This window comes from Phaeobacter sp. B1627 (assembly GCF_006265095.1).
Taxonomy (GTDB): domain Bacteria; phylum Pseudomonadota; class Alphaproteobacteria; order Rhodobacterales; family Rhodobacteraceae; genus Epibacterium.
Genome location: NZ_VCNK01000030.1, coordinates 16160 through 39406, shown reverse-complemented (window position 1 = coordinate 39406; position 23247 = coordinate 16160). Strand labels below are relative to the sequence as shown.

At 63.4% G+C, this 23247-nt stretch carries 19 protein-coding genes; 11 read left to right on the top strand and 8 right to left on the bottom strand.

Annotated features, from left to right (window positions below; all coding sequences use genetic code 11):
• Positions 1-70 precede the first annotated feature (70 nt).
• From FGE21_RS15775 to FGE21_RS15755, 5 genes are all read left to right on the top strand, one after another.
• Complete coding sequence (locus tag FGE21_RS15775) at positions 71-1969, top strand: nucleoside-diphosphate sugar epimerase/dehydratase (protein WP_139664389.1); 1899 nt, start codon at positions 71-73, stop codon at positions 1967-1969.
• Between the two features lie 180 nt (positions 1970-2149).
• Positions 2150-4357, top strand: coding sequence for a YjbH domain-containing protein (locus tag FGE21_RS15770; RefSeq protein ID WP_139664388.1), 2208 nt, complete (start codon positions 2150-2152; stop codon positions 4355-4357).
• Positions 4354-5064: a YjbF family lipoprotein gene (locus tag FGE21_RS15765; protein ID WP_255731620.1), complete on the top strand. Its 711-nt coding sequence runs from the start codon at positions 4354-4356 to the stop codon at positions 5062-5064. The genes FGE21_RS15770 and FGE21_RS15765 overlap by 4 nt, the downstream gene beginning before the upstream one ends.
• A gap of 192 nt (positions 5065-5256) precedes the next feature.
• The gene (locus FGE21_RS15760; protein WP_139664387.1) at positions 5257-5499 is read left to right on the top strand and encodes a hypothetical protein; all 243 of its coding nucleotides are present in this window, start codon (positions 5257-5259) and stop codon (positions 5497-5499) included.
• Between the two features lie 247 nt (positions 5500-5746).
• Complete coding sequence (locus FGE21_RS15755; protein WP_139664386.1) at positions 5747-6787, top strand: DUF2793 domain-containing protein; 1041 nt, start codon at positions 5747-5749, stop codon at positions 6785-6787.
• An 18-nt stretch (positions 6788-6805) separates the two neighbouring features.
• Here the strand turns inward: FGE21_RS15755 and FGE21_RS15750 are convergent, their stop codons facing one another.
• Positions 6806-7924 (bottom strand): polysaccharide biosynthesis/export family protein, encoded by a 1119-nt coding sequence (locus FGE21_RS15750; RefSeq protein ID WP_139664385.1) that lies wholly within the window; start codon positions 7922-7924, stop codon positions 6806-6808.
• Positions 7925-8035: 111 nt separating this feature from the next.
• Between FGE21_RS15750 and FGE21_RS15745 the strand changes: the two genes are divergently transcribed.
• Together FGE21_RS15745 and FGE21_RS15740 are read left to right on the top strand one after the other, a co-directional pair.
• Positions 8036-8911: an NAD(P)-dependent oxidoreductase gene (locus tag FGE21_RS15745; protein ID WP_139664384.1), complete on the top strand. Its 876-nt coding sequence runs from the start codon at positions 8036-8038 to the stop codon at positions 8909-8911.
• Complete coding sequence (locus FGE21_RS15740) at positions 8908-9522, top strand: sugar transferase (protein ID WP_139664383.1); 615 nt, start codon at positions 8908-8910, stop codon at positions 9520-9522. The genes FGE21_RS15745 and FGE21_RS15740 overlap by 4 nt, the downstream gene beginning before the upstream one ends.
• A 63-nt stretch (positions 9523-9585) precedes the next feature.
• Here the strand turns inward: FGE21_RS15740 and FGE21_RS15735 are convergent, their stop codons facing one another.
• The 3 genes from FGE21_RS15735 to FGE21_RS15725 form a co-directional block, all read right to left on the bottom strand.
• A complete protein-coding gene (locus tag FGE21_RS15735) occupies positions 9586-12141 on the bottom strand; it encodes a calcium-binding protein (protein WP_139664382.1) in 2556 nt (851 codons plus the stop codon).
• Between the two features lie 224 nt (positions 12142-12365).
• On the bottom strand, positions 12366-13028 hold the full coding sequence (locus tag FGE21_RS15730; RefSeq protein WP_139664381.1) for an ABC transporter ATP-binding protein: 663 nt from the start codon (positions 13026-13028) through the stop codon (positions 12366-12368).
• Positions 13029-13041: 13 nt separating this feature from the next.
• Positions 13042-14361: a sugar transporter gene (locus FGE21_RS15725; protein WP_176695460.1), complete on the bottom strand. Its 1320-nt coding sequence runs from the start codon at positions 14359-14361 to the stop codon at positions 13042-13044.
• A 72-nt stretch (positions 14362-14433) separates the two neighbouring features.
• Between FGE21_RS15725 and FGE21_RS15720 the strand changes: the two genes are divergently transcribed.
• Positions 14434-15249, top strand: a complete 816-nt coding sequence (locus FGE21_RS15720) for an ABC transporter permease (RefSeq protein ID WP_139664380.1) — start codon at positions 14434-14436, stop codon at positions 15247-15249.
• Between the two features lie 144 nt (positions 15250-15393).
• Here the strand turns inward: FGE21_RS15720 and FGE21_RS15715 are convergent, their stop codons facing one another.
• Complete coding sequence (locus FGE21_RS15715; RefSeq protein ID WP_139664379.1) at positions 15394-16323, bottom strand: N-acetylneuraminate synthase family protein; 930 nt, start codon at positions 16321-16323, stop codon at positions 15394-15396.
• 129 nt (positions 16324-16452) lie between these two features.
• Between FGE21_RS15715 and FGE21_RS15710 the strand changes: the two genes are divergently transcribed.
• The 3 genes from FGE21_RS15710 (at position 16453) to FGE21_RS15700 (ending at position 18764) form a co-directional block, all read left to right on the top strand.
• Positions 16453-17241, top strand: coding sequence for a glycosyltransferase family 2 protein (locus tag FGE21_RS15710; RefSeq protein ID WP_139664378.1), 789 nt, complete (start codon positions 16453-16455; stop codon positions 17239-17241).
• Positions 17242-17310: 69 nt separating this feature from the next.
• Positions 17311-17997 carry a bifunctional 2-polyprenyl-6-hydroxyphenol methylase/3-demethylubiquinol 3-O-methyltransferase UbiG gene (locus FGE21_RS15705; RefSeq protein ID WP_139664377.1) on the top strand — a complete coding sequence of 229 codons (687 nt, stop codon included), beginning with the start codon at positions 17311-17313 and terminating at the stop codon, positions 17995-17997.
• The gene (locus tag FGE21_RS15700) at positions 17994-18764 is read left to right on the top strand and encodes a glycosyltransferase family 2 protein (protein ID WP_139664376.1); all 771 of its coding nucleotides are present in this window, start codon (positions 17994-17996) and stop codon (positions 18762-18764) included. Before FGE21_RS15705 ends, FGE21_RS15700 begins: the two co-directional genes overlap by 4 nt.
• A gap of 20 nt (positions 18765-18784) precedes the next feature.
• Here the strand turns inward: FGE21_RS15700 and FGE21_RS15695 are convergent, their stop codons facing one another.
• Genes FGE21_RS15695 through FGE21_RS15685 form a run of 3 tightly spaced genes read right to left on the bottom strand, consistent with a single transcriptional unit; the run spans position 18785 to position 23072 of the window.
• The gene (locus tag FGE21_RS15695; protein ID WP_139664375.1) at positions 18785-21031 is read right to left on the bottom strand and encodes a hypothetical protein; all 2247 of its coding nucleotides are present in this window, start codon (positions 21029-21031) and stop codon (positions 18785-18787) included.
• Positions 21028-22251, bottom strand: coding sequence for a glycosyltransferase (locus FGE21_RS15690; RefSeq protein ID WP_139664374.1), 1224 nt, complete (start codon positions 22249-22251; stop codon positions 21028-21030). The genes FGE21_RS15695 and FGE21_RS15690 overlap by 4 nt, the downstream gene beginning before the upstream one ends.
• Positions 22248-23072 carry a GSCFA domain-containing protein gene (locus FGE21_RS15685; protein ID WP_176695459.1) on the bottom strand — a complete coding sequence of 275 codons (825 nt, stop codon included), beginning with the start codon at positions 23070-23072 and terminating at the stop codon, positions 22248-22250. The genes FGE21_RS15690 and FGE21_RS15685 overlap by 4 nt, the downstream gene beginning before the upstream one ends.
• Between the last annotated feature and the right edge of the window lie 175 nt (positions 23073-23247).

Sequence of the window (23247 nt, the reverse complement as noted above, 5' to 3'; positions counted from 1 at the left end):
GATTGGATGTTAACAAGGTGTTCACCATTGCGTGGAGAGGTAAGGTCGCGGAATTGGAGTGCGTGAGAGAATGTTGAAATTCGTGGAGGCGCTGACGCGTCAGCAAAAGGCCACGATCTTTCTTGTCCTGGATCTGTTGCTGTTACCGGTTGCCCTGCTGTTTGCCTTTGTCCTTCAGGATATGCCTGTGTCGACAATGGTTCTGATGGGCCAGATGCTGCCGGTATTGCCCTATATCATCGTCCTGACTGCGGCCTTGTCCTATTGGCTGGGGCTGCCGCAGGTGCAGCTGATTGCCTATGAGCGGCATGCGGTCGGCCAGACGGCGATTGTTGCGATCAGCGCAGCAGCACTGGAGGCGTCGGCCTGTGCCGTCTTTGGCCCGGAGCTGCCGCCGGGAGTGCATGTGGTGTTCGGCCTCAGCTACCTGTTGATGATGGTGGCGGTGCGGACCGTGATGCTGCAGGTGGTCCTGGCCCTGTATCGCCGGGCGCGGCCGCGCAGCCGGGTGCTGATCTATGGCGCGGGCAATACCGGCACCCAGCTGGCGCAGGCATTGAAAACCCATGATGGCATCGATCCGGTGGCCTTTGTCGATGACAATAAATCGCTGCAGGGGCTGACATTGGTCGGGCTGCCGGTCTGTGCCCCGGCCCGGATTTCCGAGATGGTGCAATCGCGCGGGATCAGGCGGGTGCTGCTGGCGATGCCCTCGCAAAGCCAGCCGAAACAGGCCCAGATCATTCAGCGGATGCAGAAGCTGGGGCTGGAAGTGCAGGCGTTGCCCTCCTTTGCCCAGCTGACCGGAGAAGAGGCGCTGGTGGACAAGCTGACACCGGTGCCGCCACAGAATTTCCTCAGCCGCGACGCCTGTGACGTGCCCTTGCAGGTGGCGGCGGGATCCTATGCGGGGCGGGTCGTGCTGGTCTCGGGCGCGGGGGGCTCCATCGGGTCGGAACTCTGCCGCCAGATCGTGGCCTGCCAGCCGACCAAGCTGGTGCTCTACGAGCTGTCGGAACTGGCGCTCTATACCATCCATCAGGAGCTGTGCCAGCGGTTGGAGGGCACCGATATCGAGCTGGTGCCGGTCCTTGGTTCGGTCACCGACCCGCGCCAGGTGCGTCGGGTGCTGGAACGCCATCAGGTGCAGGTGGTGCTGCATGCGGCCGCCTATAAACACGTGCCTCTGGTCGAGGCGAACCCGCTGCCGGGGCTGGCCAATAATGTCTTTGGCACGCAGACCCTGGCACGGGCGGCGGCGGAATTCGGCGTCGAACGCTTCATTCTGATTTCCTCGGACAAGGCGGTGCGCCCGACCAATGTGATGGGGGCGTCAAAGCGCATGGCCGAGCTGATCGTGCAGGATCTTGCCACGCGGTGCGGTCTGCATAGCGACGGCACGGTGGGCGATACGATCTTTACCATGGTGCGGTTCGGCAATGTGCTGGGCTCTTCGGGATCGGTCATTCCGCTGTTTCAGGAACAGATCAGCCGCGGCGGGCCGGTGACGGTGACGGACCCGCGGGTCAAACGCTATTTCATGACCATCCGCGAGGCGGTGCAGCTGGTGCTGCAGGCCGGAGCCGAGGCGGAGGGCGGCGAAGTCTTCGTGCTGGATATGGGCGAGCCGGTCTCGATCCTGCGTCTGGCGCGGCAGGTGATCGAAAGTGCGGGCTACACGGTGCGCGATGACGCGCATCCGGAGGGCGATATTGCCATCGATCTGATCGGTTTGCGCCCGGGAGAAAAGCTCGAAGAGGAGCTGACGCTATCGACCGAGCTGGCCTCCACCGGCCATCCCAAGATCTTCTGTGCCCGCGAGGCGGTGCTGTCGGAAATCGAGGTCGCGGCTTTGTTGCGGGCGCTGCGGCAGGCGGTTGCGGCGGGCGATGACGAGGGCGCGCGGCGGGTCATTGTGCGCTGGGTCGAGGGCTATGTGCAGCCCCTGGCAGACCGCAAGACGTCCTGAGTGCCACAGGTTGCAACAAAGCCGCTTTGACCGTTGATCGGCGTCAACGGGTAGGGCAGTAAGCAAGACAACAGGTGGATATCTCCTGCTTGTCGGCTCCAGTTCGGCCAAGTTCGACTGGGTGCCGCCCGGCAGGGAAAGACCAACAACAACGATAAGACTGAGCAAGGATAGCCGCGCGTGATTTTCCCGATCCCGACCCTGTCTGGCCCGAACGGTGGCCCGAGGTTTTATCCAAGTGCAAAACCTGTGCGCATCCTCATGGCCTTGATGTTGAGTACGGGGCTTTCGGCGCTGCCGCAGGCCCTGTTGGCCGATGAGAGTACGCCGCGCGGCTTTGCCTGGCCCGAGACACCGAGCCTCAACTTTTATGGCAACCCCGGTGTGATCGACATGCCCAGTGCCGAGACGATGCCGGACGCGCAATTTGCGACCTCTGTGAGCAGCTTTGGCGGGATCACCCGTATGAACCTGCAGGTGCAGGCGCTGCCGTGGGTGTCGGTGGCCTTTCGCTATACGGAGACGCAGGATCGCAACCTGTTCAACTTTGGCGATTTCTACGACCGCAATTTCGATCTGCGATTCCGTCTCTGGCAGGAGGGGCGCTCTCGTCCGGCGGTGGCTGTGGGGCTTCAGGATCTGGCGGGCACCGGGATTTATGGCGGCGAATACATCGTCGCCACCAAGACCATCACGCCCGAGGCGCTGCCGGGTCAGTTTAAACTCTCTGCCGGTCTGGGCTGGGGGCGTCTGGGCTCCAGCGGGGCAGTGGCAACACTTGGCAACCGTTCGGGGTTTACGCCGGGCGATACCGGCGGGGAGCTGGGCGTGGACCGCTGGTTCCGCGGCGATGTGGCCCCCTTTGCTGGGATCGAGTGGCGGCACGGGCGCTGGGGCGTAAAGGCCGAATATTCCACGGATGCCTATACGCAGGAAACTCAGCAATCCAACGTCTTTGAGCGCAAATCGGATTTCAACTTCGGGGTGGAATATCAGGCCAGTCGCCAGCTCCGGCTCGGCGCCTATTATCTCTATGGCTCGGAGATCGGGGTCTCGGCCCAGATCCAGATGAACCCGCGCCATCCGCCGACTACGATGCAGGTCTCCGCCCCGACACCAGTGGTGCCGCGCAGCACCTGGGCGCAGGATGAGGCGCTCTGGAGCGAGGCTTGGGCCGACAGTCGTGGGGCGCGGGTCAAGGCCCGGGATCTTCTGGCCGAGGCGCTGAAGCAGGAGGGGCTGATCCTTGAAAGCGTGACGCTGACAGGCACCCGGGCCGAGGTGCGGATCCGCAACACCAGATACCGTTCCGTGACGTTGGCGGTGGGGCGCGCGGCGCGGGCGATGTCCCGGACGCTGCCGCCCTCGGTCGAGACATTCCGGATCGTGCCCATGTCCGGCGGGCTGGGGGTGTCGGCGGTGGAGCTGCGCCGCTCCGATCTGGAGGCGCTGGAATTCTCGCCGCAGGCCGGCGATGCGCTCTGGGCCGTGACTGCGGTGCAGGATGCAGGGCCGGTGGCGGCGGATGCCCTGTGGTCAGAAGAGCTCTACCCGGCCTTTGCCACCGCAATCAGCCCCTATACCTCGCCGTCCTATTTCGACCCTTCGGTGCCGTTCCGCCTTGATGTGGGGGTCGATCTGACCGCCAGCTACAGCCCCGCGCCGGGCTGGCGTTTCGCCGGAGCCATCCGCCAGCGGTTCCTTGGAAATATTGCCGACGGTCGGGCGAGCAGCTCTCGCCTGCCGCAGGTCCGGACCGCGGTGCGGGAGTACGCGCAGTTCGGCACCACGCTGAACCGGCTCTATGCCGAACGCCGGTGGCGGCCGGGACAGAACCTCTATGCCCGCGCCACGGTCGGCTATTTCGAGAACATGTATGGCGGCCTGTCGGGCGAGGTCCTGTGGAAACCGGTGAACAGCAGGCTGGGGCTTGGGGCGGAACTGAACTATGTGCGCCAGCGGGATTTTGACCAGCGGCTGGGCTTTCGCGATTACGATGTGCTGACCGGCCATGCCTCGGCCTATCTGGAGTTGCCGAAAAACTACCTCATGCAGGTGGATGCAGGCCGATATCTGGCCGGCGATATCGGTGCCACCGTGTCCCTGACGCGGACCTTCAACAACGGCTGGCGGCTGGGGGGCTTCTTTACCCTGACCGATGTCTCGGCCGAGGATTTCGGCGAAGGCTCCTTTGACAAGGGCATCACATTGACGGTTCCGCTGGGCTGGCTGATCGGCAAGCCGACGCGCAATGCCTATGGGCTGACGATCCGGCCCGTGCAGCGCGATGGCGGTCAGCGGGTCCACGTGCCGGGGCGGCTTTACGGGTCTGTGCGCGCGGCTCACCGCAAGAGCCTGGAAGAACAACGGGCGAGGTTCTGGGAATGAGACGCGGCAGGATGAATGGGCGGATGCGGGCGCTCGGGGTGGTGGCCATGCTGAGCCTGATGGCGGCCTGTGCCCGCGGCCCCGAAGAGACCCCGCTTGAGATCGAGATGGGCCAGATCATTCGCGACCAGATCCGGCAGCGCCGTGGCAAGGCGGCGGCACCGCAGCCGCCGGTGCTGACCCGGGCGCTGTTGGAGACCATCGAGGCCCCGCATATCGAGGTGGTGATCGAAAAGACGGATCTGCGCGATTACGTGACCCTGCAGCTGGCGCGCCGGGACGATTCTCCGGGGCGGATCGAGGTGTGGCGGACCGTGGACAACATCACCTTTGGTTTTCGTGATGGCATGCTGATCTCGATCCGGGGGCTGCGGGGCAGCCTGTTGTCGGCCGAGGTGCCTGCGGACGGGCAGGGGGCGATGGGCCCTGCCTCCGGAGGGCAGCGCAGCTATGATTTTGCTGGCGATGACAATGGCTCCTACCGGGTGCAGCTGGCCTGCGAACTGCGCGATCTGGGGCCGGAGCCGCTGGACATCGTGGAAATCACCTATGCCACCCGGCATCTGCAGGAATATTGCACCGGCCCCGAGGGCGGTGTGATTCTCAATGACTATTGGGTCGATTCCCGCAGTGGGCGCCTATGGCAGTCCCGCCAATGGGCCGGTCCGGAGGTCGGGTATATCCGCACCCGTCAGGTGGTGATCTGACCGGAACCGCCCCGTAAACGGTCTGCAAACGGCAGTTTGACGCCAAAGTAAACCAAACCTTGAGCGTTTTTTTTGCAACTGCGAAATAAAAACGAAAAATCAAGGAACTTGATGCTATTGCAAAGATTGAAATACGCGGGGCACTGACATAATGTCGCGCAAGGATCCCATATCTCCACAGGAGTTTAAGTTATGAAAAATATTATCGCAGTTTCTGCGCTGGCCATCATGGCCGCAACCGGCGCATTCGCTCAGGCAACTAGTGGTACAGCCGCTGGTGGCGCTGGCGCTGGCGCTGGCGCTGGTGCGGGCCTGGGTATCGGCGGTCTGAGTGTCGGCGTTGTCGCAGGTGGCGTTCTCGCCGCCGCTGTTGTTGCTTCCGTTATCACAAACGACGACGACGAAGTCGTCACGACCACCACAACCACAAACTAATCAGGCCTGAGATGGCCGCGTGACGACGCCGCCGTCCGCCGACTGAGTTTGATTTCAAGACGGGCCTTCTGCTGATGCGGGAGGCCCGTTTTTTGTGGCATTTGCTTGTGGCATTTGCTTGTGGCACGGGGTTTTGGATCTGCGGACCTGCGGAAAGGTTAACAGCACGCGCGCCCTGTTGTCTGGGTCTTGAGGCCGCAGAGGCAGGATCAGGGCAGTTTGGCTGCAACCGAAGGACCTGCCTCCCATGCCCCCGATTTCATCCGAAAGCTCTGACCGTCTCGATCTGCCCTATCTGATGCCTGCCCAGGCGCAGAAACATGTCACCCACAACGCGGCTCTGCAGCAACTGGATCTGGTGGTGCAGCTGGTGATGGAGACCATTGCGGCCGAGACCCCACCGGCGGATCCGGTCGCGGGGCAGGTCTTTGCGCTTGGGGCGGGGCCGACGGGGGCCTGGGCGGGCCAGGGCGGACGGCTCGCGGCCTGGAGCGATGGCGCCTGGCTGTTTCTCGACCCGGCCGAGGGGTGGCGGGCCTGGCTGCGCGAGACCGACCAGCTGGTGGTCTGGCAAGAGGGGGCCTGGGTCAGCCCGGACAGCGAGATTCGCGCTCGGCTGGGCATTGCCACCAGCCCGGATGCGCAGAACCCGCTGGCGGTCGCCGGCCCGGCCACCCTGCTGACCCATGCAGGCGCGGGCCATCAGCTGAAAATCAACAAGGCTGCGGTCGGCGAGACGGCCAGCCTACTGTTCCAGTCCGGCTGGACCGGCCATGCGGAGATGGGGCTAGCGGGCGAGACGGCGTTTTCGCTGAAAGTCAGCGCCGATGGGACCAGCTGGGTTGAGGCGATCCGGGCCGATCCCGCCAGCGGCCACCTGAGCGGCGCGGCGGTGCAGGCGACGGCGTATGACACCACGGCGGGGCGGTTGATGCGGGCAGACTGGGGCTATGGTCCGGGCAATCTGCTTGGCAGCGTCGCCCTGTCGGGAGGTCAGCCCACCGGGGCGGTTCTGGAGCAGGGGGCCACTGCCGATGGCGCCTGGCTGCGGCTGGCCGATGGCACCCAGATGGTCTGGGCAAGCCGGTCGGCGGGCAGCGTATGGACCTTTCCGCAGGCCTTTTCCGCCGCGCCTGTGCTTTCCCTGACCTCGACCGAGAGCGCCGCGCGCATGGTGGCGGCGACGACGCTCAGCGCCAGTGCGGTCACCCCGATCAGCTATGATCCGACCGGAACTGCCCAGACGGGAGACGGGCTGAGCTGCCTGGCGGTGGGCCGCTGGGACTGAGCCGCTAGGCAGCTCAGTTCAGTCGACCAGCCCGGTCCGGTTGAAGACACCGAAGAAGTTGCCGATCAGGCTCGAGATGGTCAGCGCATCATTGACCGGGCTCTCGGTGGCCATGACCAGATCGCCGGGGTGGACCAGGAAGTTGCGGGCGGAGAACAGCCCGTCGGCAGAGGTCAGATCCAGGGTGAAGACCACCCGGGTCTGGCGCGGACCGCGCACACCCGGCGCCACGGCGGTTGCCGGGTATTCGCGCAGGATTAGCAGCCCCTGGGGATCGGCTTTGCTGTCCTGGAAACCGCCGGAAATCGACAGCGCATCCATGGCAGAGACTTCATCCTTGGTAAAGATATGCAGGTCCTCGGTGCCGGTGGCACCAAAAGAGAGGAAATACCGTTCGTCCTCTTCGACAAACACCCGGTCGCCGCCGCGCAGCAACGTGTCCTTTTGTGGCGAGTTGAGCAGGCTGCCGACCGAGGTGCCAAACAGCCGCCCGCCGCGCATCAGGCGAATTTGGGGGTTGTTCAGCCCCGAGGCGATGCCGCCGCCGGCCGCGATCAGACCCATCACCGAGTAATTCCTGTCGGGCATCGGATAGGTGCCGGGGCTGATCACGCCGGAGACCAGATCGACCGAGTTGTTGCGCCCTTCCAGCACATCAAGCTGCAACTGCGCCGAGGGCACGATGGCCTCCAGCTCGGTTTGCAGCTTCTCACGCGCCAGGTCGGGGGTCAGCCCGGTGACATTCACATCCCCGACGTAGGGCAGAAAGACGCTGCCATTGGCCGAGACTCGCATGTCCTGCAATTGCACGACCTTCTGGCCGCCGGCGGTCAGAAGGGAATTGGCGTTGCTGTCCCAGACCTGCATCGACAGGCGGTCGCCCGGCTGGATGATCTGGGTCTTGGGGCCGCGGCTGGCGCCAATCCAGGACAGGTGCTGCAGGTTGCCGGTGTCGGGCCATTGGGAGACCGTCGGCAAAAAGGCGCGGTTGACCGCATACAGGGCGAAGTCGGCATCCGCATCAGCTGCGGATTTCAGGATTTCCGCGCTGGCCGGGGCGCCTCCGGGCAAGCGGGAGCAGGCGGCGGGGAGGAGTGCGACAGCGAGCGCGGCGACCAGAAGCGAAAGTTTGAGCATGAAGTCCTTGATCCCGATGGCAGTCAGGAAATCTTTGTGAGATTATTGCGTGCAACATACCGGCGGGGTCGAAACCGTCAACAATCGAAACCATGAAGAGCAACGCTGCGCATGTTTGTGACATTCCTGCTGACACCTCTCGTACTGGGCGCCTCGGGGAGGATCGGCCGCAGTCTTCGCCACAGATGGGGGCCGGATGCGGCTCTGTGGCAGGCGCGTCGGGCGCCGGGGCGGGCGCAGGAAGGACCGGGCTGGCAGATCTTCGATCCGCTGGCGGACCCGGCGGCGCTGGCGGCGGCGGCGCGGCAGAGCGGGCAGATCCTCTGCCTGGCCGGAGGAGTGCCGGGCCGGGGCGGCGATCTGGGCGATAATCTGCGCCTGGCCGAGGCGGCCATCCATGCCGCCGCCGAAGCCGGGATACGAGTGATTTTGGCCTCCTCGGCGGCGGTCTACGGGGCCCGGGGCGGCGCGCTGCACGAGGATCTCACGCTGACGCCGACCCATCCCTATGGGCAGGCCAAGGCCGATATGGAAGCGCAGGCCGCCCGTCTCGGGGCCGAGCTGGGGGTTTCGGTCTGTGCGCTTCGGATCGGCAATGTGGCCGGGTTCGACGCGGTGCTGGGCGGCTGGCGGCCCGGGTTCCGGCTGGATCAGTTCCCCGATGGCCGCAGCCCGCGGCGCAGCTATATCGGCCCGGCCACCCTGGCGGATGTGATCGCCGCGCTGCTGGCGGCGCCGCGGCTGCCGGAGGTCTTGAACATTGCCCAGCCCGGCCCGGTGGAGATGGCCGTCCTGCTGCGGGCGGCGGGGCGGGACTATGCAACAGTTCCGGCACCGGAGACCGCGATTGCGGAGGTGGAGCTTGACGTGGCGCGCCTGGCGGCGTTTCTGGCGCCACACCAGCCCCTGCCTGTGGCCGACCCCACAGAGATGCTGGCCGAAATCGCCATGTTAGAGCCACATATAAAGGATGGATCACACGGATGACCTGGGACAAACGCCTGTTTGACCTCTTTTTTGTCACGCTTTTGATCGTGATCCTCGGACCCATCCTGCTGGGGCTGTTGATCTGGTTGCTGCTGAAAGAGGGCCGCCCGATCTTCTATGTGGCCGAGCGGATGAAAGGGGTGGATCAGCCCTTCTTGCTGTGGAAGTTGCGGACCATGACTGTGGTGGACACCGACAGCGGAGTCTCCGGCGGCGACAAGGCGGCCCGTGTCACCCCCACCGGGGCCTGGCTGCGCTCCAAGCGGCTCGACGAGTTTCCGCAGCTGTGGAACATCCTGCGCGGCGACCTGAGCTTTGTCGGCCCGCGCCCGCCGCTGCGCCAATATGTGGAGGCCAATCCCGAGATCTACAGCCAGGTGCTGAAATCGCGCCCCGGGGTCACCGGCATTGCCTCCATCGTGTATCACAGGCATGAGGCGGCGCTGCTGGCGCGCTGCGACACCCCGGCCGAAACCGATGCGGTCTATTCCCGTACCTGCGTGCCGACCAAGGCGCGGCTGGACCTGATCTATCAGCGCCACCAGAACATGTGTTATGATTTCGACCTGGTGTTCCAGACCATTGGCAACCTGTTCCGTCGCGACCGCTGAGGCGGGACGGCTGGCTGGCCACCTTGGCTGACTGGGTCGGGACGGTCCCCGCTCCGGTGGCGCTCAGAAGATCTCGATATCCGCGGCCAGCCCGTCGAGGCTCTGGAGGTTGGAGAACAGGATCCGGTCGCCGTGGCCAAAATCCAGGACTGCACCCAGATTGGTGACCTCGCCAAAGGCCGAGATCAGCGCTTGGGCGCTGTCATGCCCGCTGAGAAGAGACCGGGACAGGTGCAACTCGTCCTGACCGAGCCTGAAATCCTCGATTTCGTCGCCGTCGTGACCGCGGGTAAAGATGAAACTGTCCGCCAGGGTGCCGCCGCGCAGCAGGTCATTTCCGGGGCCGCCCTCCAGTACATCGACGCCCTGGTTGCCATAAAGACTGTCATCGCCGCCGCCGCCCACCAGCGTGTCGTCGCCGGTGCCGCCCAGCAGCAGATCCTGATCGCTGCCGCCAGAGAGCCGGTCGGCCCCGAAGTTGCCATAGAGCGTGTCATTGCCGGAGTTGCCGTAGATCTGATCCGAGGCCGAGCCGCCCGAGACCCAGTCATTGCCGGAGCCGCCGTTCAGCAGGTCGTCGCCCTCACTGCCATAAAGCAGGTCGTCGCCGTCGCCACCGTTCAGGCTGTCCCAGCCGGAGCGGCCGAAGATGGTGTCATTGCCGGCCTCGCCGTCGACGTAATCGACGCCATCGCCGGAGGAGATGTAATCGTTGCCTGCGCCGCCGTAGATGGTGTCGAGCGCGGTATTGCCGAACAGGTGGTCATTGCCGTCGCCGCCATAAAGCGTGTCGTCCCCGGTGCCGCCGACGAGGCTGTCGTTGCCGATCCCACCCAGCAGGAGGTCGGTGGAACTGTCGCCATGCAAGGTGTCATGGCCCGCGTCGCCCATCAGCGTATCGGCCCCGGTGCCACCGGTCAGACTGTCGTCGCCCGCGCCGCCGGCCAGGTGGTCATGACCGTTGCCGCCATCCATGATGTCATTGCCGTCTTCGCCATAAAGCAGGTCATTGTCGTCGCCGGCCTGCATCGTGTCATGGCCAAGCCCGCCCCAGAGGGTGTCCCGCCCGCCCGCGCCCAGGAGCTGGTCGTCGCCGTCCTGGCCAAACAGGATGTCGGCGCTGCCGCGCCCGCTCAGCCGGTCTTCGCCGTTGTTGCCCACCAGCTGGCCCGATCCGGTCTGGACCACCGGCGCCTGCACCTCCGGCTGCGGCCGATAAAGCCCCAGCAGGTCGTGGCGCAGGAAATCGGCGATGTCGAGGCTGCTGCCATCGGCGGTATAAAGGCGCAGGGTCTCGGTGCCGTAGCGCAGTTCCGCGCCGTCGCCGCGGGATTGGATCTCCAGCTGGTCGACCGAGTGCAGCCCGCTCCAGGCGCTGAGGTCAACCCGGTCCCGGGCGGTGTCAAAGGCGCGGATCTCGTCGCGATCGCCATCCTGGGCCAGTACGAAGACATCGGCGCCCGCACCGCCGGTCAGCCGGTCGTTGCCGCCACCGTCCAGCAGGATGCCGCCGCTGCTGGCAGCCCGAATCCGGTCGGCGCCACCGCCGCCTGCCTGCACCGCGGTTCCGGCCAGCGTCACGCTGGCATGGGTCAGCCCCGCCTCGGTCTCGGAGGTGGCAAAGACATGCAGGGTATCGCCCTGCATCTGCATCGCCAGCCCGTTGACATTGTCGAGGCCCAGGTCGGTGCTGTCGCTCAGGCTGTCGAGCACCAGCAGGCGGCCACCGGGCAGGAGCGCAAACAGGGTCAGCCCGTCGTCCCCGCCGCCGGCCACCACATAGGTCTGGCCGCCATGGGTGATCGTTTCCATCACGGTCACGGCACCGAACCGGGTGGCCAGCGTGTCGGTCTGATGGTCCAGCAGGTCCAGCTGCCCGTCATAGCCGATGCCCAGCACCGAGATCGAGCTGCTGCCCGCCGCCGCCAACAGAAGCACCGGGCGGCCGTCGATTTCCGTGGTCAGCAGGGCGCTGGGAGCGTTGACCCCAAGGCCTTCGCGGGCGCCGAGACTGTCCAGATGGCGAAGCCGCCCGGCGCTGTCGAGCCGATAGGCGCTGACGCCGGCCTCGAACCCGGAGGCGGCAAAGACAAATTGCTGTTCGTTGACCACGGCGCCGGCCATCATCTGCACGTCGCCGAGGTAGGTGCTGCTGCTGGCGCTGCGGCTGCTCAGCTGGCTGAAGCTGCCATCGCCATTGCGCAAAAGGGTCACCAGACCGGATTGATCCGGCCCGGCAGCCACCAGGATTTCCGGACCCGCGCCGGTGGTGGCCAGCAGGCTGAAGCGATCCCCAGCAAAGCCGCTGTGGTCGTCAAAGAAGGCGGTGCTGCGCGCATGGGGCATCGCGGTGGCAAAGAGATCCTCCAGCGCGGTGTTGTCCAGCGTGACCCGGACGCCGCCCAGCGACAGGTCGGTTTCCTCGCCGCTTTCGCTGGCGCTCTGGCGATAGCGGAGGTCGTCGTTGGCAAGACGGAAGTGATGCACCTGCGCACCGGCGCCCATATGCAGCGCCACCTCCAGCTGGCTGCCGCCCTGCGCAATCGTCAGCCGTGGTGCGGTGGCGGCATGTTGCCCGCTTGTGATGTGAACGAATTGCGATGTCGTGAAGTTTGTCATGCCCTGGCCCACCCCGGCCTGTCGTTGATCTCGGGGGCAATCTGCGAGAGCAGGGCGGTTTGGCTGTGTCTGATATGTGGCCAAAACTGGGACAGTCTTGTGGATTGTTTCCAATTTTTGCGGACAGAACACGATGGCCTGCAACTGGAGCACAACCGAGGGCGCTGGCGGGGCACAACAGGGGGTAACAGGGGGCGGCAGGCAGGGGCAGTACGCCCCGGCTATCAGCGGCTGCGCTTCATGTTTTTGACGTGCAGGCCGATGGCCTCTTCGACATCGTCGAAATAGGTGACCTCGCCGTTTTCCAGCACCGCCCCCGAATTACAGAGGTTGCGCACCTCGATGAGCGAATGGGTCACCACGATGGCGGAGGAATTCTGCATTCTCGCCTTGAAGATCGCGGCGCTCTTGCGGCGAAAGGCACTGTCGCCGACAGAGGTCACCTCGTCGACCAGATAGGTGTCGAAATGCAGCGCCATGGAAATGCCGAAGGCCAGCCGCGAGCGCATGCCGGAGGAATAGGTGCGCACGGGCATGTGAAGATGGCCGCCAAGGGCTGCGAAATCGGCCACGAAGTTCAGCATATCGTCGGTATCCACCCCGTAGATGCGGGCCACGAACCGGGCGTTTTGCGCCCCGGTCAGGTCGCGGTGGAAAGAGCCGGCAAACCCGACCGGAAAGGAGACCGATCCACTGGACAGGATGCGGCCCGAATCCGGGTTCATGTTGCCGGAAATCATCCGCAATATGGTGGATTTCCCGGCGCCGTTGCGCCCGAGCAGGGCCATCGCCTTGCCGTTGGGAATCGTCAGGTTGACATCGCGGGCGACGTATTTGCGCCCGTTCGGGGTGGCAAAGCTCTTGGTGAGGTTTTCCAGCACGATCATGGCGGCACCTCCTTCAGCGGCGGTCCCTGAGCGAATACAGGATCAGCCCCAGGGTCGACCAGGCGATCAGCAGGAACAGAGCGGTCAGGCCAAACAGCAGGAGGCGGCGCGGATATTCCGGGCTCTGGGCGCGGGTGGGATTCAGATAGGCGGCCAGATAGCGGCTTTGACGCTGGGCTTCGGCCTGGGCGATATCGTAATTCTGCAATGCGCCCTTGTATTTCTGCTCGGCAAACTCCCGGTCGACGCTGAGCCGTTCGAAATCGGCCACCAGGGTGGCGTAATCCGCACCGCCGGAGTCGGAGGCGCCGCCGCCGAATTTGTCGCGCTCCTGGCGGACACGGTCCCGGATGGCGTTGATGCGCTGTTGCGATTGCTGCAGGCGGGGGTCGCCCTCCTGTACGCTGGTCAGCAACAGGTCGTAATTGATCAGCTCGGTGCCAAGCTGCTGCTGCAGGGTGTTCAGCAACCCCATCTGTAGCTGGATATCGGCGCTGGGGTCGACGATCTGGGTGCGCGATCGGAAGGCGGTCATCGCCTGGCGGGCGACCTTCAGCTGCTCCACCGACACCTCAAGCTCTTCGCGGGCGTAGCGCATGGCGTCTTCACGGGCGATCGCCGAGAGCTGGTTGATCATCCGCGAGCTTTCTTCAAAGATCACTTCGGCGATGTCATGGGCTTCTTCGGCGGTGAAGGCCTTGACTTTGACCTCGATGAGACCGGTGCCCGGCGCGTAGGAGATCAGCACCATCTTCTGCCAGTATGCGACCAGATCCTCGATCGAACTGTCGCGGGCCAGGGTGAAGATCGGATCAATGGGATAGTGACGGGTGTATTGCGCGCGCAGGTCCAGACGGGCATCGACCCGTTCGACCAGTTCCTGGGACTGGATGTATTCATAGAGAATATCGCTGTCCGACGAGGAGGTGCTGGAAAGATTGGTGAGACCGCCGAGAATATCGACGGCAGAGGGCGCTTCCTCGCGGCGGACGGTAAAGCCGAGGCTGGAGGTATATTGGTCCACCGCCCGGGTCCACAGGTAGGTGGCGGTGACACAGAGGGGGGCCCCGACGCACAGCAGGAAGCTGATCAACAGCAACCAGTGGCGCGGTTTGGCACTGGCCGTGCGAGCCGGCGCATAGACCGGCTGGGCCGCGGCGGCCGCGGGCTTTGGAGCCGATTTGGGCTTGGCTTCGGCCTTCGGCTTGGCGGCCGGTTTGGGCTTGGCCTTGGGCTTTGCCTTTGCCGCGGGCGCGTCTTTTGGGGTGGGCTCGGATTTCCCGCTTTGGGCATCCGTGTCCGCTGTCCCGGGATTTGATTGATTGTCCGCCAAGTTTATGGTCCAAACAGTTGCTCGCAAAACACCTTCTCTGATTTCACACGACAAGCGAAAGTACCAGTCCTAATGACACAGGCCCCTGTTCTTGAGCCCCTTCGTCCGGCAGCGCAGCCACAGTTGCGGTTCCGCGGCGCCCGGGCCATCGTGGCCTTGATCCTGCGAGAGATGTCCACCAGCTATGGGCGCAGCCCCGGGGGCTATGTCTGGGCGGTGCTGCAACCGCTGGCGATGATCGCGCTCATGACGCTGGCCTTCTCGGTGCTGCTGCGGTCGCCGTCTCTGGGCACCAGTTTCCTGCTGTTTTATGCCACCGGGTTTCTCGTCTTGCGCATGTTCCAGGAAGTCAGCATCGCTGTGGGCGGGGCGATCGGGTTCAATCAGGCGCTGCTGGCCTATCCGCGCGTGACCTATGTCGACACGCTTGTGGCCCGTGGCGTGCTGGCGGTGCTGACTCAGGTCATGGTCTGCGCCATCGTCTTTGCAACCGTGTTCACGCTCGAAGACATCCGGGTGATCATGAATTTCACCCCGGTGCTGCAAACATTTGGCGCCGTTGTGCTGTTGGCGACGGGGGTGGGCACGTTCAACGCCTACATGAGCTTTTCCTTCCCGCTCTACAAGACGATCTGGGGGGTGGCGACCCGGCCGCTGATGCTGGTGTCGGGGATCTTCTACATCTACGAGGACCTGCCGACATTTGCCCAGAACATCCTGTGGTACAATCCGCTGGTCCACCTGACCGGGCTGATTCGCACCGGATTCTACGCCAGCTATGATCCGAATTACATCTCGCTGATCTATGTTTGCCTCTGGGGGGCGATCCCGATGTTCTTCGGGGTGTTGCTGCTGCGCCGGTTCAGCAAGGACATTCTCTACAAGTAATCCAGGCCAGGACAGGTCAGTCCAGATCCGGGGGCCAGATTCCGGGGGCGGATGGTGGGGACTGGCGGCGATAAAAAGCGGCGATAAAAAAGGGCCGCACCGGATGGATGCGGCCCTGATGATCTGTCTTCGGCGACGCGGGGCTTATTCAGCGGCAGACGCGTGCTCTTCCTTGACCCATTTCAGCTTGTCGCGCTGAACCTGCTCCACCGGCAGGATGTCTTGGCCTTTGTAGGCCAGCGCCATGTCGACATTCTTCAGGTCGCGACACAGGCGACGCAGCCCGTCGGGCTCGAGGCTGGCGGCGTGGTCTGTGCCTTTCCAGGTGCGATCAAGGGTGAAGTGACGTTCGATATGTGTGAATTTACCCTTGCCGTCCGCTTCCATGGCGCGGCCCACGGCCAGTGCCGCCACATCGGCGGAAATGCCCAAGTGGTGCCCTGAGAAGCCGATACCTTTGACGGTGGCGCCGAATTTTTCCATCAGGTTGCGGATCTCGAAGAGGCAGATATCTTCGAAGGCGACCGGATAGCCGGAGGTGCAGGAATAGACCACGAGGTCCTTGGCGCGGCCCCGCTCGGCGTAGAAATTCACCAGATCGACGATTTCCTGGCCGGTGGACATGCCGGTGGAGACATGGATCTCGCCTGCGTAGTTCTCGCAGAGGTAGCCCTGCAGGTCATAGTGCTGGTTGGTCGCCGAGGGGATCTTCAGCAGCGGTGGGTTCAGGCCGGCCATTTCCTTGGCCGAGGTCAGGTCCCAGACGCTGGTGGAATAGGCGATGCCGTTTTCTTCACAGCACTGGATCAGTTCCTTGTGCTGGTCTGTATCCATCTCGAGGAATTCGCGATGCGCCCCGTAGGTGTCGCCATAAGCGTTTTCCGGAACCGGGTGCGGCGTGTCGTATTGTTCCGGGGTCAGCAGCTCACGGTTGTGGCGCTTCTGGAACTTGGCGATATCTGCCTTGCAGACATGGGCCGCGACACGGATCAGTTCCTTGGCAATCTCCAGGTCGCCTTTGTGGTTGCACCCGATCTCGGCAATTACTTTGACGGGGGTTTTGTCTTCGCTCATGTTCTGTCGTCCAATGCGTTGGAGAATATCTCTGGGCTCGTTGCGAGCCGGTGGCTGTCTCTGTATGAGACCTATATGAGAGCCTTGTAAACTGACAGGCCAGCGCGGGCAAACTATAAAAGAAATCGCATGACACACGCTAACGAGCAACATTTCCTTGCCCCTGCGGTCTCTGTCATCTTGCCGGTCTACAATGCGCAGGCCACGCTGGAGCGATCGGTTGCCTCGGTGCTGGGGCAAAGCTTTGAAGACTGGGAGCTGCTGCTGATCGAAGATGGATCGCAGGACGGGTCGGCGGAACTGTGCGCGCGGCTGGCAGTCGAGGAGCCCCGCATCCGTCTTTTGCGCCAAGAGGCGAACACCGGCGCCGCTGCTGCCCGCAACGCCGGGCTGCGGCAGGCGCGGGGGCGCTACGTGGCCTTTCTGGATGCCGATGACATCTGGTTGCCCGAAAAGCTGCAAAAGCAGATCGGTTTCATGCAGGAGACCGGGACGGTGTTCAGCTACACCGGATTCTGGCGCCAACAGGCGGGTGGGTCTGCGGATCAGACCCTGGTCTCGCGGCATCGGGTGCGGGTGCCTGCCGCGGTGACACGGGCACAGCTGCTGCGGGGGAATGTCATCGGCTGTCTGACAGCGGTCTATGACCAGACCTATTTCGGCCCGCTGGAGATGCCGCCGCTGCGGATGCGGCAGGATTTTGCATTTTGGCTGTTGCTGTTGTCGCGCTGCCCTGAGGCCCGGGGCATGGACGAGCCGCTGGCGGTCCATTATGTCACGCCTCATTCGCTCAGCTCAGCGAAGGGACGGGCGATGCGGGCGACCTGGGATCTTTATCGTCGCCATCTCGGGCTGCCTGCGGGGCAGGCGCTCTGGTACATGTCCAGCCATTTGTTGCGCCGTCTGTTGCGCGGGTAGGGGCGCTTGGCATTGCCACCGCACCGGGCTAAGACCGGGTGCTGAAACCGGGACGAAAGCTGAGCGCAGATGACTATTAAACGACGCCTTTGGGCAGCTTATCATGGTTTCCGCACGCCGGATCGCCTTTTCAGTCAGGCGACTGCGGAGCGGATACGGCAGGCGGATGAAGAACGCCTGGCCTGGCGCGATGAGGTGCCGCGCTGGGAGCGGATCCGCCCGATTGCAGAGGACGCGCTGCAACAGGCAGGCTGCACCGGTGGCACGATGCTGGAAATCGGCGGCCGCCTCAATCCGCGCAATACGGATTTCCCGGCCTTCGACTATCACGCGTTGGACCTGAGAGAGATGCCCGACTCCGAGGTCACGGTGGCGGTGGGGGATATCACCAACTGCCCGCATATTGCCGATGAAAGCTATGATTTCATCTTCAGTTTCGACGTCTTCGAACATATCGACAAACCCTGGCTGGCAGCACAGGAAATCCAGCGGTTGCTGAAACCCGGTGGGGTGACGATGCACAGCACCCTGTTTGCTTGGCGCTACCACCCTTGTCCGATCGACTACTGGCGTTTTTCGGCGGAAGGGTTGAAATCCCTGTTCGACGGGCTGGACTGCGTGCATGCGGATTTCGATTACAGCGAGCGCCGCCGGGATCTGCGCGGTCGCGACGGCAATCTGGTGGAAAGCGATGCGCTGGGGGGCTGGCGCGAGAACGTGCGGGTGAATTACGCGGGCATCAAACCCCGGCGATGACGGCGTCCGCGACCTCCCTGTCCGTGACGGTTGCGATCTCCACTCTGGGGGCGGGCCTGGAGCGTATCCGCCTGCCGGCCCCGAGGGCGGGGCTGGATTATCTGATCCTGTTGCAGAGGCCCCAGGAGGCGCCGGCCCCGGAGCAGGCTCTGCTGGCAGGGCGCGGCGATGTGACGTTGGTGCCGTTGGACAGCCTTGGCCTGTCCAACAGCCGCAATGCGGCGCTGGACCTGGCCTGCGGGGATCTGCTGCTGTTCTCCGACGATGATGTGACGCTTGATCCCGCTGGTATCCTGGCGCTGCGCGATCGTTTTGCGGTCCTGCCCGATTTGGTGCTGGCCGCGGGCTGGCGGGCGGAGCGCCTGCCCAAGGGCGCCCGGGAACAGGCGCTCAGCCGGTTCAACAGTGGCCGTATCTGCGCGCCGGAATTCATGGTGCGCCGGGAGGCGACGGCGGCGCTTGGGGTGCGGTTTGATCCGGCCTTCGGTCTGGGCGCGCGCCATGGGGTCGGCGAGGATTATGTCTTTGTGACCGATATCCTGCGCGCGGGCGGACGCGGGCGCGCGGTGCCGGTGACCGTCGGCGCGCACCCTCATGAAAGCACCGGTGACCGCTGGGATGACCCGGCGCTGCTGGCGGCGCGCCGGGCGGTGATCGACCGGGTCTTCGGGCCGGTCGGTCCCGGAATCTGGGCGCTGTTCCTGCTGCGGCACCGTCGGCGGTTCGACGCTGCCCTGCCCTGGTTGCGCGCGATGTTCAGGCTCTGACGCCGGGGGGCGGGGGCGTCTCAGCCCCCGCCCGTTGCCATCCAGATGCTGGACAGCTGCTCTACCTGTGCCGGATTGTCGATACAGATCATCGTTGTGCCCAATGTCTGCATGTCGCTGTCGTTGAAGCAGTCGGAGACCCGGAAACTGCCGTCCTCCAGCTCCGCGGCGTCCAGCACCGGATGGCCCTGAACCTCTATCCCGCGGGCACTTCGGGTGAAGCACAGCGAAGCTTGACCTGTCAGACCTATGACTTTGTCGGCCTCCGGTGCCTTGACCAGAAGGGCCGGCAGGGACTCGTCCCCGATGTCGCAGGCGAGAACGGGGTCGGAGAGATGCGCCCCATTGTGCAGCATCAGCAGCCGGGACTGACTGCGCCCCCGCACCAGCAGCGGTGTCAGGCCCTTGGGCCTGATCCTGGCGGGGATCAGCACGGTGTCGGTCGGCATGACCACATGGCGGGCCTGGGTCGCAAGAGTGAGCTTTTCGATGGCGAAACCGATGTCGGGGCTGCCGCGGAACAGGGAGGATTTCTTGTCCGTGCCCTGCTGGGTGAGCAGCTCCAGCTGGATCGTGCCGGGGGCCCGCGGCACGAAGGTGATCAACAGGCGCGACCGCCGGTCCGAGGTGACGTCGCAGGTCAGGAAGAGGCTGCCCATGGCGTCGTGCACCTCATGATTGTCTTGCTGGTCGCAATCAAAGCGCAAGTCGAGCTTGCGCTTGCGCCCCGCCGCTTCGGAGACCCGCAGGCGAAACACGCTGCGGCCTTCGCTGACCAGGCCAAGGAGGCCGACAAAGGCACGGCTCACGTCATGGCTGCCGAGATCGACCCGGTGCAAACCCTTTGGCGCGTTTTCCCGAAAGCGGTCCGTGATCGCGTAGAGTTCGTTCTCGGGCGGCAGATGGACCATGTTCTCCCCGGCCTTGGCGACCAGTTGCACGGGATGCGATGCGGGACTGACCTCGCTGGGCAGGGGTTTGCTGTGGGCATCGGCGCGGTTGAACCAGGCGGCGTTCCAGCGGCCTGCCTTCAGGCCGATCACGCCAGGATTGTGCAGGATGTTGTCCTGAATGACGCTCTGGACATGCTCCGCCCGCCCTCTGTCGGTGAAATAGCTCTCGGAGGGAACGGCGACACATATGTCGGTGTCGCAGTCGCGGAACAGCCGGGCAAAATTGTCCACCACGGTGGAGCCGAAGGCGATGATCGACGACGGGCGCGTATGCGTGCTGAGCGCATGCTGCTCGATGCCGAATTCCGTGGGGTGGATCTGGATATCCAGATCCCGGCGCAGGCGCTCCAGCTTGTCGCCGTCTTCGCGCCGGTGCGGGAAATAGATCACCTTGCGATCAGGGAACCAGGAGCGGACACTGCTGACCGCCTGCATGTATTCCTCCATATGGGCGATATTGGCCTCGGCGTGATTGGCGCCGATGATCCAGATGTCCTCGGTGCGGGTCCAATCGGTCCGGGCCGCGAGACGCTCGTAGTAGTCGTTGTAGATAAACGTGTCGGTCTCGATGGTTTGCTGATCATCGTAGATCGAGAAGAAGGTAAGCGATTCCGGCTCGTGGTAGATGAAGGGATCCTGGGGCGCCAGCTGCTTGGGGATGTGGCGCAGGATTTCATCGGACCGGGCATTGCCGGCCCGGAACCGGATGGCATGGCGGGTCGCGGAGCCGTCATCGACCAAGGCGACAGAAGTGTTGGCGGAGAGATATTCGGCCATGACCAGACGGAAGCTGATCGGACGGTAATCGCCCAAGACAATCGTCTCCGGGGGCGTGTCGAACCGGGGCAGGATGGTCCTGACCATATAGGCGTAGGCCTGGCGGACCGCCAGTTCGCCCTGGTCCCGAGCGCCGTCGGAGACCCGCCTGAAGCGTTTCTTGTTGTCCTCGGCGATGGCCTCGTTGCAGTCTTCGAGCAGCTTGCGCTGCTGGCCCCGGGTCCAGAAGGCATTCATGAGGGCGTGTCGCAGGCCGCGCCCCGGTGGCGGCAGGAGCGTGTCGCGGCAGCGAAAGCGCCGCCCCCAGGTGGCCTGAAACGCGTGCTGATCGGGGCGGTAGGAGACAAAATGCGGCAGCGATTGCACCTGCCCCCAGTCGTTCCTAGCAATGGTGTTGCGGGACAGGTCGTTGTCGGTTTCCTTGCCGGAGAGCACATGCACCAACATGCAATCCCGGAATGACAGGCCGAGATGCTCGATGTAGAGACCGATATTTATGATCTGCGCCGGCGAGGTTGCAATGGCAACGAGCTTCATGTCTTCTCGACCTCGTTCTGGGCATTTTTCAACATTGTATCATAGACTTGAAGATACTGTTTCGCGATGATTTCGGAAGAATAGAGCTTGGCTTGCTCCAGGGCATTCTGCCTCAGGTCGGCGTATTGTGCGTCATCGAGCGCGGCGCCCCAGGCCAGGGCGCCCATGATTTCCTGCGGCTGGCCGGGGTCGAACAGGTAGCCGCAGCTGTCGGAGATCACCTCGGCACCGCCGCCTCGTTTGGAGGCCAGAACCGGAACCCCATAGGCCAGGGATTCGACATAGATCCGTCCGAAGGGTTCATACCAGATGGAGGGCACCACGCAGAAACGGACCTTGGAGAAAAACTCGCTGCGGTCGATGTAACCGGGGAAGCTGGCGTCCAGATCCTTGAATCGCGTCTTGAGGTAATGGTCATAAGCGGGGTTGCCGGTGCCGGCGACCAGGACCTTGAGCCGCCGCCCCGTTTTCTCCTGCTGGCGTTTCACCGCGTCCAGGAACTCCTCGATGCCCTTGGTGCGATGCAGGCGGCCGATATAGCCGAAATCGAACTCTCTCTGAGGGGCGTTGCCGATCTTGGCGGCCATCTCGGGATCCGCGTCATAGCTGTTGGCGATGACATGGGCGGATCCGACATCCGCAAACCAGCCCGCCTCCCGGTAGGTCTTCAGGATGTGGTTGCTGATGCCGATGATGGCCTGGATCTGACTGGAAGAATCGCGCGCGTTGCGGCGCCCCTTGGGCGCAGTGCAATCCCGGCATTGCCGGATGCAGGGGTGCGATGCGCGCAGCATGCGATGCGAGCAGATCATCGAGTAGCTGCGCAAAGTATGCGCCACCGGGATCCGACGCTTGTTGCCGTATTTCCAGATCTCGCGCAGCCGACCGATGACATTGGTATGCATGATATCGGGCGAAAAATCCTCGATCGCGTCGTTCAGGCGCTGTTCAAACGGGGGCAGGCGGTGGGAGCCACGTTTTTGAATCCGAATTGCAATGGATTCATCGTAGATATTGGGCCCGAATCCGTCCTCGTTGGGCAGGCGGACCACATCGATCCCGTCGATCGTTTCGCGCTCTAGAGTGTTTTGGGTGTTCTCGGTAATGACCTGAACGGAATGGCCGAGGTCCACCAGTCCCTTTCCCAGATAATAGGTCGACATTTCCGACCCACCGATCCCAAGGGGCGGAAACAGGGAATTAAACAGTGCAACCTTCATTGCGTGTCATTTTCACAGAAGTTCGCTTCAAAGAGCGTCATGATTTCATGAACCGCTTCTTCGGTGATGTGGCGGTTGTCGTCTTTCCAGGGCGCGTCGAGGAAATACTTCACCAGTTCGTAAGAGGGGAAATAGAACAGGTTCTTGTCGTCGATCCACTCGGAACAGAACTCGTCCAGAGCGACGCGCAGGCGGGATTTGGACACTTCGTTGGCCGGGTAGATGGCCTTGCCGGAATAGGTGCCCAGCAGCGGGATCGGGGAGAGGGTGAAGACGATCCTGGCATCCGGGCGATTGTCCCGGATCAGCCGGTAGATCTTTTCGATATTCTCCCGGTTCTCGGCATAGGGGATGGTCTTGTTGACGTAACGGCTGCTGTCCAGCTTCTTGTGGGGAACGAATTTCCACAGGTAGCATTCTTCCTGCTTGTCGTACCAGGCTTCGGTCAGGCCGTAAGTCACGATGAAGACATCGGAATTGACGATGATATCGCGCATCTCGTCTTCTTCGTGGTAGGACTTCAGCTCTTCGCTCTTGTTGTCGACGATCACATTCGACAGCGGCTTGCCGTTGAAGGCCCATTCGAACTGCGCCAGCAGAGACGGGGTATGGACCATGATTTCGTCGATCCGGATCAGGTCCGAATTGGCGTGTTTCCAATGGTGGGCGTTCACCTCGTATCCGCGCTGGTGCAGGTATCGGGAGACATTGCCGGCAAAGCAGGACCCAAATGCGGTGATCCGGTCGGTTTTCTTGATGACGGGCTGCTCCGGGCAGAAACCATGCAGAAAGAACTCTGCCGCTGCGTCCTCGCGTTCCATTTTTTTAAAACTTGGCCATCGTGAAATGCCTTGGAAACCATGCTTTTCAAGAACGGTCATTTTTTGGGCCATGCTATGGTCTCCAATAGCTTGAAGTTTATGGGTATATTCTGACATATTCAGATTGTGCCTACCTTGGGATATTTGCCGGGCGTGTCAACGGAGGAGTGCACCT

Bases quoted from the DNA above. Each gene is read 5' to 3' on its own strand.
- FGE21_RS15775 (WP_139664389.1), top strand. From the start codon at position 71: ATGTTGAAATTCGTGGAGGCGCTGACGCGTCAGCAAAAGGCCACGATC.
- FGE21_RS15765 (WP_255731620.1), top strand. From the start codon at position 4,354: ATGAGACGCGGCAGGATGAATGGGCGGATGCGGGCGCTCGGGGTGGTG.
- FGE21_RS15760 (WP_139664387.1), top strand. From the start codon at position 5,257: ATGAAAAATATTATCGCAGTTTCTGCGCTGGCCATCATGGCCGCAACC.
- FGE21_RS15755 (WP_139664386.1), top strand. From the start codon at position 5,747: ATGCCCCCGATTTCATCCGAAAGCTCTGACCGTCTCGATCTGCCCTAT.
- FGE21_RS15750 (WP_139664385.1), bottom strand. From the start codon at position 7,924: ATGCTCAAACTTTCGCTTCTGGTCGCCGCGCTCGCTGTCGCACTCCTC.
- FGE21_RS15745 (WP_139664384.1), top strand. From the start codon at position 8,036: ATGTTTGTGACATTCCTGCTGACACCTCTCGTACTGGGCGCCTCGGGG.
- FGE21_RS15740 (WP_139664383.1), top strand. From the start codon at position 8,908: ATGACCTGGGACAAACGCCTGTTTGACCTCTTTTTTGTCACGCTTTTG.
- FGE21_RS15735 (WP_139664382.1), bottom strand. From the start codon at position 12,141: ATGACAAACTTCACGACATCGCAATTCGTTCACATCACAAGCGGGCAA.
- FGE21_RS15730 (WP_139664381.1), bottom strand. From the start codon at position 13,028: ATGATCGTGCTGGAAAACCTCACCAAGAGCTTTGCCACCCCGAACGGG.
- FGE21_RS15720 (WP_139664380.1), top strand. From the start codon at position 14,434: ATGACACAGGCCCCTGTTCTTGAGCCCCTTCGTCCGGCAGCGCAGCCA.
- FGE21_RS15715 (WP_139664379.1), bottom strand. From the start codon at position 16,323: ATGAGCGAAGACAAAACCCCCGTCAAAGTAATTGCCGAGATCGGGTGC.
- FGE21_RS15710 (WP_139664378.1), top strand. From the start codon at position 16,453: ATGACACACGCTAACGAGCAACATTTCCTTGCCCCTGCGGTCTCTGTC.
- FGE21_RS15705 (WP_139664377.1), top strand. From the start codon at position 17,311: ATGACTATTAAACGACGCCTTTGGGCAGCTTATCATGGTTTCCGCACG.
- FGE21_RS15700 (WP_139664376.1), top strand. From the start codon at position 17,994: ATGACGGCGTCCGCGACCTCCCTGTCCGTGACGGTTGCGATCTCCACT.
- FGE21_RS15695 (WP_139664375.1), bottom strand. From the start codon at position 21,031: ATGAAGCTCGTTGCCATTGCAACCTCGCCGGCGCAGATCATAAATATC.
- FGE21_RS15690 (WP_139664374.1), bottom strand. From the start codon at position 22,251: ATGAAGGTTGCACTGTTTAATTCCCTGTTTCCGCCCCTTGGGATCGGT.
- FGE21_RS15685 (WP_176695459.1), bottom strand. From the start codon at position 23,072: ATGGAACGCGAGGACGCAGCGGCAGAGTTCTTTCTGCATGGTTTCTGC.